Annotated in this window: 13 protein-coding genes; 5 read left to right on the forward strand and 8 right to left on the reverse strand. The window is 69.8% G+C overall.

The genetic code is table 11. From position 1 onward, the window contains the following. Window positions 1-69: 69 nt before the first annotated feature. The 5 genes from BH708_RS18195 to BH708_RS18215 form a co-directional block, all read right to left on the reverse strand. Window positions 70-1,095, reverse strand: coding sequence for a MoxR family ATPase (locus BH708_RS18195; RefSeq protein ID WP_076810374.1), 1,026 nt, complete (start codon window positions 1,093-1,095; stop codon window positions 70-72). Then, window positions 1,092-1,601, reverse strand: coding sequence for a hypothetical protein (locus BH708_RS18200; protein WP_076810375.1), 510 nt, complete (start codon window positions 1,599-1,601; stop codon window positions 1,092-1,094). The genes BH708_RS18195 and BH708_RS18200 overlap by 4 nt, the downstream gene beginning before the upstream one ends. After that, window positions 1,598-2,392 (reverse strand): DUF4129 domain-containing protein, encoded by a 795-nt coding sequence (locus tag BH708_RS18205; protein WP_076810376.1) that lies wholly within the window; start codon window positions 2,390-2,392, stop codon window positions 1,598-1,600. The genes BH708_RS18200 and BH708_RS18205 overlap by 4 nt, the downstream gene beginning before the upstream one ends. Next, entirely contained in the window at window positions 2,389-3,663 is a 1,275-nt protein-coding gene (locus tag BH708_RS18210; protein ID WP_076810377.1) for a 50S ribosomal protein L11 methyltransferase, read from the reverse strand. The genes BH708_RS18205 and BH708_RS18210 overlap by 4 nt, the downstream gene beginning before the upstream one ends. A gap of 78 nt (window positions 3,664-3,741) precedes the next feature. Further along, window positions 3,742-4,728, reverse strand: coding sequence for an NADP-dependent oxidoreductase (locus BH708_RS18215; protein ID WP_076810378.1), 987 nt, complete (start codon window positions 4,726-4,728; stop codon window positions 3,742-3,744). A gap of 154 nt (window positions 4,729-4,882) precedes the next feature. Between BH708_RS18215 and BH708_RS18220 the strand changes: the two genes are divergently transcribed. After that, a complete protein-coding gene (locus BH708_RS18220) occupies window positions 4,883-6,148 on the forward strand; it encodes a molybdopterin molybdotransferase MoeA (RefSeq protein ID WP_076810379.1) in 1,266 nt (421 codons plus the stop codon). Between the two features lie 49 nt (window positions 6,149-6,197). Here the strand turns inward: BH708_RS18220 and BH708_RS18225 are convergent, their stop codons facing one another. Next, the gene (locus BH708_RS18225) at window positions 6,198-6,515 is read right to left on the reverse strand and encodes a hypothetical protein (RefSeq protein WP_076810380.1); all 318 of its coding nucleotides are present in this window, start codon (window positions 6,513-6,515) and stop codon (window positions 6,198-6,200) included. A 279-nt stretch (window positions 6,516-6,794) separates the two neighbouring features. On the opposite strand from BH708_RS18225, the gene BH708_RS18230 reads away from it, so the two are divergent. The 4 genes from BH708_RS18230 (at window position 6,795) to BH708_RS18245 (ending at window position 12,570) form a co-directional block, all read left to right on the forward strand. Beyond that, complete coding sequence (locus BH708_RS18230) at window positions 6,795-7,787, forward strand: ABC transporter permease (protein ID WP_253705397.1); 993 nt, start codon at window positions 6,795-6,797, stop codon at window positions 7,785-7,787. 4 nt (window positions 7,788-7,791) lie between these two features. Beyond that, complete coding sequence (locus BH708_RS18235; protein ID WP_083713794.1) at window positions 7,792-8,793, forward strand: ABC transporter permease; 1,002 nt, start codon at window positions 7,792-7,794, stop codon at window positions 8,791-8,793. A gap of 83 nt (window positions 8,794-8,876) precedes the next feature. Beyond that, the gene (locus tag BH708_RS18240) at window positions 8,877-10,574 is read left to right on the forward strand and encodes a dipeptide ABC transporter ATP-binding protein (RefSeq protein WP_253705398.1); all 1,698 of its coding nucleotides are present in this window, start codon (window positions 8,877-8,879) and stop codon (window positions 10,572-10,574) included. A 271-nt stretch (window positions 10,575-10,845) separates the two neighbouring features. Then, on the forward strand, window positions 10,846-12,570 hold the full coding sequence (locus BH708_RS18245) for an ABC transporter family substrate-binding protein (protein WP_076810383.1): 1,725 nt from the start codon (window positions 10,846-10,848) through the stop codon (window positions 12,568-12,570). Between the two features lie 85 nt (window positions 12,571-12,655). Here the strand turns inward: BH708_RS18245 and BH708_RS18250 are convergent, their stop codons facing one another. After that, window positions 12,656-12,925, reverse strand: a complete 270-nt coding sequence (locus BH708_RS18250) for a MoaD/ThiS family protein (RefSeq protein WP_076810384.1) — start codon at window positions 12,923-12,925, stop codon at window positions 12,656-12,658. A gap of 13 nt (window positions 12,926-12,938) precedes the next feature. Then, window positions 12,939-14,039 carry a GTP 3',8-cyclase MoaA gene (gene moaA, locus BH708_RS18255; RefSeq protein ID WP_083713795.1) on the reverse strand — a complete coding sequence of 367 codons (1,101 nt, stop codon included), beginning with the start codon at window positions 14,037-14,039 and terminating at the stop codon, window positions 12,939-12,941. Window positions 14,040-14,117: the final 78 nt, after the last annotated feature.

Below are 14,117 nucleotides of genomic sequence, written 5' to 3' on the forward strand. Positions count from 1 at the left end.
CGGCCGGTTCTCCGCCCGGCCCGGTCGGTACCCCGGGCGGCACCCGGTGCGGCTCGGGCGGGGAGGTGGTCACGCCGTGGCGCCCGACGGGGTGCGGGCCCCGGCCCCTGCGCCGCCCGACGGGTCCTCCTCGGCGGCCGGCACCGGGACCTGGTCCAGGACGGAGTCGACGACGCCGGCACCGGTGGCGTTCTGCAGCCACAGCTCGGGTTTGACCGTCACGCGGTGATCGAGCGCCGGGTGGGCGAGAGTCTTGACGTCCTCGGGAACGATGTAGGTCCGACCCCGGATCAGCGCGAGCGCCCGGGCACAGGTGATCAGGGCGAGGGTGCCGCGGGGGGACGCGCCGACGAGGGCGTGCTGGTGCCTGCGGGTGGCGGCGACCAGTTCGACGGCGTAGTGGCCCACCGAGTCCTCGACGTGCACGTCCTCCACCGTGGCCTGGACCCCGAGGAGCCCGTCCGCGTCGAGCACCTCGGCGACCGTCTGATCCTCGCGGCGGCGATCGATCCGGCGTGAGACCACGTCCCACTCCTGGGCCGCGGTCGGGTACCCGAAGGACAGTCGCAGCAGGAATCGGTCCAGCTGGGCCTCGGGCAGCGGGTAGGTGCCCTCGTGCTCGACGGGGTTGGCGGTGGCCAGCACATGGAAGGGCCGGGGCAGCTTGCGGGTGGTGCCCTCGACGGAGACCTGATGCTCCTGCATGGCCTCCAGCAGGGCCGACTGGGTCTTCGGCGGCGTGCGGTTGATCTCGTCGGCCAGCAGCAGACCGGTGAACACCGGGCCGGGACGGAACACGAACTCGCCGGTGCGCTGGTCGAAGACCTCGGCACCGGTGAGGTCCGCCGGCAGCAGGTCCGGGGTGAACTGGGCGCGGGTGAAGGGCAGGCCGAGCGCTTGGGCGAAGGACCGTGCGGCGAGGGTCTTGCCGAGCCCCGGCAGGTCCTCGAGCAGCACGTGACCTCCGGCGAGGATCCCGGTCAGCACCATCTCGAGGGACTCCCGCTTGCCGACCACGGCGGTCTCGACGGCATCGAGCACGCGCTGGGCGGCGGCGGTCGCCTCGGCAGGGGGCAGGGGGGTGGGCTGGGTCATCGATCCCTCTCCTCGCCGTGAGCGGCGAGCTCTCGTAGATAGCGGTGCAGGGTGCGCCGGTCGATGGGGCCGACCGGATGGCTCTCGGCGTCGGGATGACGGGACTCGGCGATCAGACGGGTCAGGCCGTCGCTGAGCGGTGGGGCCTCGGGGTCGTGGGCCCTCTCGTCGGCGACGTCGCCGAGGGTGCGGGCCAGGCCGCGCGAGGTCATGCGGCGCGAGGGCTGGGCACCGTGGACGAGGTCCTCGAGGCGCCGCACCCGCATGTCCCGGGAGTGGGGCAGCGCGTAGTCGACGTCCAGATCCAGCTCGGGCGCGTCCAGCTGGTCGGCGCGTGGCGCCCCCGAGCGGGTGATCCACCAGATGGTCCCGCCGACGAGCCCCAGCGCGATCGGCAGCGGCAGCGGGATCAGCAGATCGAACAGGGCGAAGACGCCGACGGCCAACAGGGCGATGCCGACGCAGACCACCAGGCGCCACAGCAGCGGCAGCAGATCCCGCGTCATCGCGCCCCCCGGTCGGTCCGGGCGTCGAGATCGCGGGTGAGACGGTCGAGCAGCTCGAGCGCCTCCTCACGGTCGGCCTCCACCAGCGGCTGGTCGTCGAACAGCGCCCGGCGGTACAGGTGGGCGAGCCGGTCGAGGGCGGAGCGGTCCAGCTGCAGGGTCGCCAGCACCGCGACGACGAATTCGCGCGTGGTCTGGGAGGGCCGACGGTGGACGCCGGCCGCGGCGATCGCCCGCTCCAGAGCCAGCCAGGCCGCGATCACCGCATCATGAGCCTCGACCACCGTCGACAGATGCCGCCGAGCGTCCTCGAAGGCGGCGCGGACCTGCGTGACGGTCAGCTCGTCCTCATCGGCCTCGCCGGCGAGTGCCTGCGCGGGCCGGGCGAGCTTGCGCATCCGGTAGATCACCCAGACGGCGACGACCGCGAGGACCACCCCGAGCACGATGAACGTGACGACCAGGCCGGTGTCGGGGCCGTCGGGTCGCGGCGGCACCTCCTGGGCGCTGGCGGTGTCCCACACCGGTTCCTCGTACTTCTCACGTGTGACGAAGCTCGGCAGGTCCTGGGTCGCGTCGCCGACGTAGACGGGCTCTGCGGCGCGCTCGGCAGAGGCACCGAGGGTGGCCAGGCCGAGCCCGCCCAGAGCGGCGATCAGCAGCAGCAGCGCGAGGAGGCGGCGGTGCGGGCCGCCGGTTGCGGGACGGTCAGCGGCACCGCTGGGACGATCGCCGCCGACGGCCGGGGCCTTCTGCGCGCTCGCAACGTTGCGAGCGTCCCCGCTGATCATGTGGCCGTCCCCTCCGCCGCGCCTGTGCCGTGCGGGGACGCGATGATGACGGACTGCTCCCCGCCGACGCGGGTGAGGATCACGGTGGCCGACTCGTCGCCGAAGCGGCGCGGTCGGAGCTTGCGGCGCAGCTCGTCGGGCTCGACCGCCGTTCCGCGCTTCTTGATCTCGAGCACCCCGAGGTGATGCTCGCGCAGATAGGCGGTCAGGCGCTTCAGCCCGAACGGCATCACGTCACGCACGGCGTAGCCGCGGGCGAAGGGCGTGTCGATCCGGTGGTCGCCGGTGAGATAGGCGATGGTCTCATCGAGCGTGTGGGCCCCCAGGTCGCTGGCCAGGCTCCCGATCAGGCCCGCGCGGATCACCGCGCCGTCGGGCTCATAGAGATGATCGCCGAGCGCAGCGGGTGCAGGATCGGGGATCGCCTCCTCGCCGCGGTCCAGGCGGTGCGCCCCGGCCCTGTCTATGAGCACCGCCGAGGAGGTCACGCCCTCCCGGGCGAGCGGACCGAACCAGGCGGTGGCCTCGAGGACCTGCCCGTGGAAGGACAGCCACTGGGTCTCGACCCCGCGGGGGAGCGCATCTCGGTCGATGCCGGGACCGAGCTTCGCGCCCAGCGGCCCGGCCTCTCCGTCGCGGCCGAGGCGACGGGCGAGTTCGATGACGGCCGAGAGCGGCGGCTCGTACTCCTCGGGGTCGTGCAGCCGTCGCGTGCCGCTGCGGGTCGGGGCACGGCGGGCCGGGTCCAGCCAGATGCCCTCGGCGTCCGACGGATCGTGGCCCTCGGCCCGCCCCAGATGCACCGTGGCCGCGGGGAAGGAGCGCAGGTTCATGGTCGCGACGGCGACGGCGAGCGGATCTCGGTCCACGGCCCGCACCTGCAGACCCAATCCCGCCAGCGCCATGGCGTCCCCGCCGATGCCGCAGCCGAGGTCCGCGACCGATTCCACGCCGGCGCGCTGGAAACGCTCCGCATGCATCGCCGCGACCGGCAATCGCGTCGCCTGTTCGAGGCCGGGCTGGGTGAACAGCATCGACGAGGCGAACTCGCCGAACTTGTCGACCGCCTTGGCCCGCAGCCGCGACTGCGTCATCACGGCGGAGACCAGCTCCGGGGAATGGCCGGCCTCGCGCAGACGCGCGCCCTGGCGCAGGGCCTCGTGCTCGCGGTAGGGCGGCAACGAGTTCAGCAGCGCCCAGCCGGAGCTCTGCAGGACCGGCTCCAGAGCACGGACCGCGGCATCGGGATCGTCGAGCGGGCGCGGAACCATGCCGACCAGGCTACCTGGTGGGCATGTGTCCGGTGTCACCGTCCGGCGTCGCGGCCCGGGAAGCTCGCGCGGGTCGGGTCAGGCCTGGGCGTCGAGCACGAGCTTGCCTCGGGTGTGGCCGTCCTCGAGCAGACGATGGGCCTGGGCGATCTCCGCCAGCGGCAGCACCTGGGAGACCTCCAGCGGATAGCGGCCCGCACGGATCCCCTGCACGAGGCGGTCCAGGCGGTCCCGGCCCGGACGGAGTCGGGGCACCTTCGCCTCGACCCCGCGCTCCTGCGCGGGGCTGAGGTCCGCCAGCGTCGGCAAGGTGACCACGAGGCCGCTGCCGGCGACGTGGTCGAGACTGGGCACGAAGGTGGAGTGATAGTGGGTGTCGAGGACGACGTCCACGCCGCGGCCCTCGGTCCGGCGGCGGATCTCCGCCTGCCAGTCCTCGGTGTCATAGGCGATCGGGGTCGCGCCCAGGTCGCGGATCCGCTCCGCGTTGGTGGCGCGGCCGGTGGCCCACACCTGTGCCGCTCCGGCCTCGAGGGCCATCGGGATGAGCAGCTGGCCCACCCCGCCGCTGCCGCCGTGGACGAGAACCGTCTGCCCGGACCGGATCCGTGCCGTGTCCTCGATGGTGGCGATCGCGGTCAGGCCCACCAGGGCCAGCCCGGCCCAGCGGGGGAGGTCCGCGTCGTCGATCTCGTCGGGGATGGGGGCGAGCTCGTCGGCCCCGATCGCGATCACCTCGGCGGCGACGCCGCGAGGATCGGCCGGTGCCCGCATGCCGAATACGCGGGTGCCCGGGGTGAGGCCGCGGGAGCCGAGCTCGGCATCGTCCAGGTCCGATCCCGCGCTGAGCACGGTGCCGGCCATCTCCCGACCGGTGCCCGCGGGCAGCTGAAGATCCTTCGCTCGCCCGGAGGAGCCGTCGCGGATCTTGTAGTCCAGGGGGTTCAGGCCGACGTAGGCGACGCGGACCAGCAGCTCTTCGGGCCCCGGCTCCGGCGTCGGGGCGTCGGAGTGCAGGGTCAGGACGTCGGGACCGCCGAAGCGATCGAAACGGATCTCACGCATGCCCCCATCATGCACCCCAGGACCCCCGCGTGGGCAGCTGCGCGAGGTGCGCGAGGGCGAAGGGTGTCGAGGATGAGGGGAGGACGCGGTGCCGCGGGTGCCCGCGATGGGGAATCATGGTCGGGTGCCCGCCCTCACGGCCTCGAGGAGGACCATGACCGACACCTGTGTCGACCCCTGGCAATGGCGAGATCTCATGCGGCGGGAGATCATTCTGCCGCGCGAGGTCCTCGACGCTCCGGTGCACGAGGCCGTCGGCGCTGTGCTGGGCGCCGACCTCCACAGCCCCGAGGATTTCCCGGCGCTGCCGATGGCGGCGATGGACGGATTCGCCGTGCGGCGTGAGGACCTGCGGGGACATGGTGATCAACGAGGGAGGGGCCGCGCCGGTGGGACCATCACCCTGCCGGTGAGCACGGAGATCCCCGCCCGTCCGGGCGAGGTCGGCGACCTCGCCCCGGGTACCGCCGCCCGCATCATGACCGGTGCGCCGCTGCCTCTCGGGGCCGACGCCGTGATCGAGGTCGAGACCACCGACACGGACCCCTTCGGTCCTGCTCCTCGCAGCGTCACCTTCGCCCTCGATCGCCTGCCCGCCGCGGGCCGCCACATCCGGGCCGTCGGCGAGGAGGTCGCCCGCGGCGCGCTGCTGGCCCGGGCCGGGGACCGGGTCGGTGGCGGCCTGATCGGCCTGGTCCGCGCGCTGGGCCTGCAGACCCTCCCGGTCCTGCGGCCCCTGCGGGTCGCGGTCGTGGTCACCGGGGACGAGCTCGCGGGCGAGGACGCCGCTGCGGGAGCCGTGCGCGAGTCCAACGGGACGATGCTCGGAGCTGCCCTGACCGGCGACGGCGCCGAGGCCCGGGCCCTGCACAGCGGTGACGACCATGCCCAGCTGCGCAGCACCCTGGAGACCGCCGCCGAGCGATCCGACCTGGTCCTCACCACGGGCGGGATCGGCCACGGCGCCTTCGACGTGGTCAAGACGATGCTGGGGGACCGGGGCAGTGCCACCTCGCGCTTCGAGCACCTTGCGCTGCGGCCGGGCGGCCCGCAGGGCGCCGGCCGCCTCCCGGACGGGACCCCCGTCATCCATCTGCCCGGAACCCCGGTCGGGGCGCTGGTCGGCTACCACCTGTTCGTCCGGCCGCTGCTGGTCGGCACCGGGGCCGCACCGCGGCGGGTGCGGCTCGGCGATGACGGCCCCGGAGCGGAGCAGCCACGCCGGGGCGGTCTGCACGCGCTGCCCGGTCGGCTGCACCGGGACGGGGACGGCTGCGAGACGGTCGATCTGCTGCCCGGCCGGCGCCTCGCGCCGTACGGGCGGGCCGACGCGATCGTGCTGTGGGAGGCCGACGAAGGGCCAGCGCGTGCGGGAACAGAGGAGGGGAGCGACGGCCGTGTGCTGATCATCGCCGTCTGATCGGGTGGTCAGCGGGCCGTGACAGGGGCGTCAGCGGTACGGCCGAGGGTCACGGGTGCCTTTCACCGTCACCACCCAGTTGGGCGGCGCGGGCCGCCCTCCGTCGGCGGCCCATCTCTCGACGGGCATGTCGTCGGCGGAGGAACGTCCGCCGCCACGACCCGACCAGGACGATCGAGACCCCCAGAGCCGCGCCGACGGTGAAGGCGAGGAGCCAGGCGCTGTAGAGCCAGCCCGCCAGGGGGATGAGCAGGACCGTGACCACGCCGACCGGCCACGGCCCGATGTCCGCATGGCTGAGGAGGTCGGCGGCGACGACGGCGACGAGCACGCCCATCGCCAGCACGAGCAGGTGCAGGAAGGTCACGATTCGAGCATAACTGGGGCGCGGTCCTGCCCAGGCGTGCGCCGATGTGCCCCGCGACGCGCGGCGAGGGGCTATCGTGTCCGCAGTGCGGAACCGGGGAGACTTGGAGCACATCAGGATGTATGGGAGGTCCGGGGGCACCGGGGCACGGAGTCGTGACGGTGCTGGGGGTCGGGGTCATGTCGGAGCGGTGCCGTGCCGCGCCGGAGGCGCACGGGAAGAACAGACGGTTCGGAGAGGAATGCCTGCGAATGTTCGATAGTCAGTGGAGGAGACAGAGTGCTTAAGTTCGTCTCCATGCGGGTGCTCACCTACGTCATCCTGGCGTTCCTCGCGACGAGTTTCGCCTATCTATTGGCGGCGTCCTTGATGCACCCCGAGGAAGTGCTCTATCCCCCGATCGCGACGGAGCCCGTCCCCGAACAGACTGCGCAGCAGTACCTTGACGTCCGCAACGTCAACCCGGATACGCCCCTCTTCGAGCGGTACGCGAACTGGCTCGGCGGGCTGGTCCGAGGCGACCTCGGCGTCACCACCGGTACCAACAAGTCGATGGTCCCGGTCACCGAGGAGCTCAGCAACCGGATCCCGATCAGCCTCCGCCTGGTGGTGATCGGCACCGTGATCGGCACCGTCCTCGGCGTCGTGCTGGGCATGATCGCCGCGGTCCGCCGCGACTCGCTCGGTGACCGCTTCTCGACGCTGCTGGCCTTCTTCATCCTCTCGCTGCCGACGCCGGTGATCATCCTGATCGTCCAGCAGGCGAACCAGGGGGTCATGGATGCGACCGGTTGGGGGCTGCCGGCGATCAACCCGATCAATCCGCTGCTCGAACCCGGTTCGTGGGAGTCGATCAGATATCAGATCAGAGCCCTGGTGATGCCGACGATCGTTCTCGCGGTCACCGCCGCGGCGTCGTACTCCCGGTACATGAAGGTCACGACCCTCGACGTGCTCGGCAGCGACTATCTGCGCACCGCACGAGCGAAGGGACTCACGCGCGGGAAAGCCATGACCCGGCACGGTCTGCGCATGGCGCTGATCCCCATGGGGCAGTACTTCGCCTTCGCCGTCGGGGCCGCGTTCTCCGGCTCGCTCTTCGTCGAGCTGATGTTCAACTGGCAGGGGATCGGACGCTTCGCGATCTCGGCGATCGGTATGGCCGACGTCAACGGCACCGCCGGCGTGGTGCTGTACACGGCGGTACTCACCCTGCTCTCCGCCACCTTCGCAGACTTCTTGCAGGGTGCTCTCGACCCGAGGATTCGGTGACACCATGACGAACCCTTCTGACATGCGGTCGACCGAGGATGTGTCGGAGCTGCACGCGAGCACCGACCCCGAGGCCAACCCGGTGCTCGGTGCCGCGGTCGACGGACCGAGCGGACCATCCTCGGAAGAAGGACCCACTGCGGCGATGGGGCGCGGCGAGCTGCTGCGACGTCGTTACCTGCGCAATCCCAGCGCATGGATCGGCATGAGCGTCTTTGCGGTCCTCGTGCTGCTGGCGATCTTCGGGCCGATGTTCTACCAGTACGGGCCGTTCGAAAGGGATCTGCGCAACGCGCTCACCGGCCCCAGCGGGTACCACTGGTTCGGGGTGAACGAGAACGGGCTGGACATCTTCGCGCGCACACTCCAGGGCTTGCGCATCTCGCTCGTGATCGGCCTGGGAACCGCGGCGCTGACCTCGTTGCTGGCACTCATCGTGGGCATCACGGCCGGGTTCATCGGGGGCAAGGGCAAGCTGGGAGCTCTCGGCGACGGCGCGCTCGTGAACCTGATCAATCTGTTCCTGGTCGTCCCTTCTCTGCTGTTGCTGATGCTGTTCAGCCCAGCCCTGCAGCGGGCGTCCTGGCTCTGGATGATCCCGCTGCTGGCCGGCTTCGCCTGGATGCTCACGGCCCGAGTCCTGCGCGCGATGACCCAGCAGCTGGTGCGCACCGAGTACGTCGAGGCCGCGCGCTTCATGGGCGTCAATCCGATCATCACGATGGTCCGCCACATCATTCCCAATGTCGCCAGCTGGATCATCATCGATACCACCCTCGGCGTCAGCGCCGCCATCCTGGGGGAGACCGGGCTGTCGTTCATCGGCTTCGGGATCCAGTATCCGCAGGTATCGCTCGGGACAGTGCTGCAGGGCTACAACATCTCCGCGCCCTACACCTGGATGCCGCCGGCCGCGATCCTCGCCGCTCTCGTCATCTCCATCAACCTCATGGGCGAGGCCCTTCGCGATGCCCTCGACCCGACCAGCGGCTCCAGCCGTCTCTGAGAGGGACTTGAATGTCTGATCCGATTCTTTCCGTGCGGGACCTGAGCGTCTCGTTCCCTTCCGAGTACGGCACGGTGAGGGCCGTGCAGAATCTGAGCTACGAGGTGCACAAGGGCGAGGCACTCGCCATCGTCGGCGAGTCCGGCTCGGGGAAGTCCGTCAGCTCTCTCGCAGTGATGGGTCTGCTCCCGCGCAACGCCTCGATCTCCGGCGAGATCGAGCTGATGGGCAGGGATCTGTTCGCGCTGAACGACAAACAGCTCGCACAGCTGCGGGGCAACACGATCTCGATGATCTTCCAGGACCCCCTGTCGGCGCTGACGCCCGTCTTCCAGGTCGGCCAGCAGATCGCCGAGGTCGTGCGCATCCATCATCCCGAGGTGTCGGCCTCGAAAGCGGAGCACCGGGCGATCGAACTGTTGGAGTCGGTGGGAATCCCGGAACCTGCTCGGCGCGCGAAGCAGTATCCGCATGAGTACTCCGGCGGGATGCGGCAACGAGCGATGGTCGCGATGGCGATCGCCAACGAGCCCGAGATGATCATCGCGGACGAGCCCACCACGGCCCTGGACGTGACGATCCAAGCGCAGGTGATGGACCTGCTGAAATCGGCGCAGGAGATGCTCGGCGCCGCGACCGTCCTGATCACCCACGACATGGGCGTCGTGGCCGGCTTCGCCGATCGGGTCCTGGTGATGAAGGATTCGCGGATGGTCGAGACGGGAGATGTCGACGGCATCTTCTACCGGCCCCAGGAGCAGTACACCCGGGACCTGCTCTCCGCCGTTCCCCGCGTCGACCTCGCCGACTCCGAGGAGAGCCGGAGCATCGCGGGCACCGCGCTGAGCGCTACCGCCGGCGAGGCGGCTTCCGACGAGCACCGGAGGCCCCGCGAGGAGCTGGCGACGGTGCTCGAGGTGGAGGACCTGCACCGGATCTATCCGATCACCAAGGGCGCGATCGTCCGCCGCAAGATCGGTGAGCAGCGAGCGGTCGACGGCATTTCCTTCGACATCCGCGAGGGCGAGTGTCTCGCGCTGGTCGGCGAGTCGGGCTGCGGCAAGACGACCACGCTGATGGAGATCATGCAGCTGCGGACGCCGCAACAGGGCACCATCCGCATCGACGGCATCGAGACCGGATCCCTTACCCGCGCGAAGCGTCATGCCCTGCGGTCCGACGTGACCATCGTCTTCCAGGATCCGATGGCGGCCCTCGACCCGCGCATGCCGATCGGCGACATCCTCAAGGAGCCGATGAGGGTCCAGGGCTACAGCGCCGAGTGGATGGACGAGCGGGTCGACTGGCTCCTGCGCACCGTGGGCCTGCTCTCTGAGCACGCCGCGCGCTTCCCCGCCGAGTTCTCCGGGGGCCAACGTCAGCGAGTAGGGGTCGCCCGGGCCCTGGCCTGCGACCCCAAGCTGATCGTGCTCGACGAGCCGACCTCGGCGCTGGACGTCACGGTCCAGGCAGGCGTCCTCGAGCTGCTGGCGGATCTTCGTCGACGACTGGGCGTGAGCTTCCTGTTCGTCTCGCACGACCTCTCGGTGGTCCGGAACATCTCCGATCGCATCGCCGTGATGCGCGGCGGCAAGATCGTCGAGCTGGGGGACACCGAGGACGTCTTCTCGAATCCCCAGCATGAATACAGCAGGGAGTTACTCTCCTCCGTTCCTATTCCGGATCCAGAGATCGCCCGGCGTCGCCGGAAGAATGTGATTGATCGCCGTGCTTTCGAGAGCACCGATCAGGGGAGGGTGGACGACGGCCCGGTCGCCTGACCAGCGGAGACGGAGGGAAGTGCGGCGCAGCGATATGGCGCGCCGCTTTATCGCGATGCCTTTTCGGGTGATGATTCCGTCCTGTTGTGAATCGTTGTGTTGCGAACCGGTAACGTCCCCTGTCGGACATGTGTCACAGATCGCTTCCGTGCCTAGACTGACGGGACCGCGCGGCGAGCAGGACCATGGTGGTCTCGCCTTGACGCCGCACGCAGGTCATGAACATCGAGCGAGTACGACGATCTCATCGCTCGCGAATGAAGGAGAGAACATGCGTTTGACGCGGCGATCGATGCTGGGGGCGACGGCCCTGACCGTCTCGATGGGGGCGCTGGCGGCGTGCAGCCAGGATCCGGGGAACAGTGGCGGCGGAGCCTCCGACGGCGGCGGTGGCGAGCAGATCGCCTCCGACGAGAACGACATCAATGCCATGGAGCGCGACGAGCTGGGTGAGGGTGGCGTCCTACGCTTGGCGAACAATGCATTCCCCGCGAACTGGAACCCCTTCCACACCGACGGCAACGAGGCCAACACCAGCGACATGCTGCGCGCGATCTTCCCTCTGGAGGTGTGGGCCTCGGATGCGGCGGGCGAAGTGGGACCGAATACGCACTACCTGAAGCGTCTCGAGCTCACCTCCGAGGATCCCCAGGTCATGGAGATCGAGCTCAACGAGGGGATGTCCTGGTCCGACGGGACGCCGATCGATTACACGTCGATCGAGAACGTCTTCACGACGATGAACGGCTCCAAGGAGGGGTACGCGGTCGCGTCCTCCGAGGGTTATGACCTCGTCGAGAAGGTCGAGCAGGGAGACAGCGACCTGATCGCTGTGGTGACGTTCAAGGAGAAGTACGCCGATTGGAAGGGGTTGGCGGGAGTCATGCCGGACGCCCTGGCAGAATCCGCTGATGCCTTCAACTCCGGCTGGCTGGAGGAGCCGCTCGTCACCGCTGGTCCGTACAAGATCGGGAAGATCGATTCCGCGAACAAGACCGTGCTGCTCGAGCCGGACGAGAACTGGTGGGGTGACAAGGCGCTGCTCGAGCAGGTGCTCTTCACGACCATCGAGGACCCGGCGGCGACGGCGACGAGCTTCCAGAACGGCCAGCTCGATGTCATCGAGACCTCCGTGCCGGCGACCTACTCGGTCGTCGAGCCGATGATCGGCGACGGGGTCAGCATGCGGAAGGCCGCAGGCCCCGACTGGACGCACATCACACTGAACGGCACAGAGGGCCGCCCGCTGGCCGACCAGTCCGTGCGCCAGGCGGTGTTCCGGGCCATCGACCGCGAACAGGTCTTCCTGTCGGTCAATGCCACCATGCCGTACCCGGATGACTTCGAACAGTTGAACAACCACGTCCTGATGACCAACCAGGAGGGGTACAAGGACAACTCCGGCGATTTCGGTGCCTATGATCCCGAGGCGGCGAAGAAGCTGCTCGAGGACGCCGGCTACACCATGGAGGGCGACGTCGCGACCAAGGACGGCGAGCCGTTGGAGATCACCTACGTCTACAACGACGGGTCGAAGACCAACGAGGCCGTCGTCCCGGTCGTGAAGGAGGCTCTGGCCGCGGTCGGGATCACCATGAAAGTGCAGAAGGTTCCGCCGACGGACCTGTTCTCCCAGTACGTCATCCCGGGAGAGTTCGATCTGACGCTGTTCGGCTGGGTCGGCACCCCGTTCCTCTCCTCGAGCGATGCCATCTGGAAGACCGACGGCGAGCAGAACTTCGGGAAGGTCGGTAATCCCGAGACCGACGAACTCGTCGAGAAGGCCGCAATCGAGACCGATGAGGCCGCTCGGATCGATCTGATCAACCAGTACGATGCGAATCTCTGGGAGCTCGCGGGAACGCTGCCTCTGTGGCAGTCCTACGACTTCTTCGTCCAGAACGACGACCTCGCGAACTTCGGCGCGTGGGGATTCCAGTCGCCGGACTGGACGAAGATCGGCTACGTGAAGGGGTCGGCGAAGCTCGAGGGCTGAGCGGACCACTGGCGGGAAGGGCCTCGAGCGGCGGCGCACGGGGCCCTTCCCGTCTGTCGGCGCACAGTGCGGTGCTGTCGTCTCCTCAGCCGCCGGCGAGGGGGGGCAGCACGTCCAGGCGGTCTCCCTCGGACAGTGCCCGGCCGCGGTCCGTGCAGGCGACGGCGTTGACCAGGAAGCTGGAGCGGCCGATCGCCTGTGCGGCCTGCGGGGAAGCGGTGGAGAGCAGGTCATCGAGCGCGTCCTGCAGGGTGGTGCCGTGCACGGTGGTGGTCTCGGCGCCGTACTCGGCCGCCGCCCCCGCGAACAGCTGCACCGTGATGGCGGGGGCGGTTCTCTGCGTCGTCTCGTCCATCGTCTCCCCCTGCTCAGCCGCCGATGGCGCTCATCGGGCGCTCGGGCTGGACGAAGTCCTCCCGATCCATGCCGTGACCGGCCTTCTTCCCCCAGTGCGCGGCGCGCCAGATGTCCGCGATCGCCTCGTCGTCGGCCCCTGAGCGCAGCGCCGCACGCAGATCGGTCTCCTCACGGGAGAACAGGCAGGTGCGCACGCGGCCCTCGGCGGTCAGCCGGGTCCGACGGCAGTCGGCGCAGAAGGGGCGGGTGACCGAGGCGATGATCCCGACCCGGCCGCGGTGAACATCCGAGGCCCGCTCGCAGACCTCGTAGAGCTCGGCGGGGGCGCCGTTGCGGTCCTCCTCGACCGGCGTGAGGACGTAGCGCTCGGCGAGCAGGCTGTGGACGTCGGCCGCGGTGAGCATGGAGCTGCGGTCCCAGATGTGGTCCGCGTCCAGTGGCATCTGCTCGATGACCCGCAGCTGCAGATCGCGGGTCAGGCACCAGTCCAGCAGCTCGGGCAGCTCGTGGTCGTTCACGCCCGGCAGCAGGACGGCGTTGACCTTGATCGGGTCCAGACCCGCCTCGCGGGCCCCCTCGATCCCGGCCAGCACCCGGTGCAGCAGGGGCCGACGGCTGAGCCGCTCGAAGGTCTCGGAGACCACGGAGTCCAGCGAGACGTTGATGCGGTCCAGGCCTGCGTCCCGCAGTCGCGGGGCACGATGGTCCAGGCCGATCGCGTTGGTGGTCAGCGAGATGTCGGGTCGCGGGTCGAGGGCGGCGACGCCGGCGATGATCTCCTCGAGATCCGGGCGGGTCAGCGGCTCGCCCCCGGTGAAGCGCACCTGCTCGATGCCCAGGCGCTCCACCCCGATCCGCACCAGGTGGATCACCTCCTCGGCGGAGAGCATCTGCTCCTTGTTCAAGAAGGTGAGCCCGGAGGCGGGCATGCAGTAGGTGCAGCGCAGGTTGCAGAAGTCGGTCAGCGACAGACGCAGGTCCGTGGCCTCGCGATCGAAACGGTCGGCCAGGGCCGGCGTGGCCGGGCGGTCCGAGGTGTTCGGCAGCGCCGTGGCGGCCTCGTCCGTGGTGCGCGGCTTGGGGATGCCCAGGGAGATGCGGCGGGACGCCATGGCACCGTGCTCCTCTCGCGACGCGGGTGTCCGTCCAGGATAGGTGCCTCGGCGCGGATCGGGGCAGGACCTCCGTCC

Source organism: Brachybacterium sp. P6-10-X1 (assembly GCF_001969445.1).
GTDB lineage: Bacteria > Actinomycetota > Actinomycetes > Actinomycetales > Dermabacteraceae > Brachybacterium.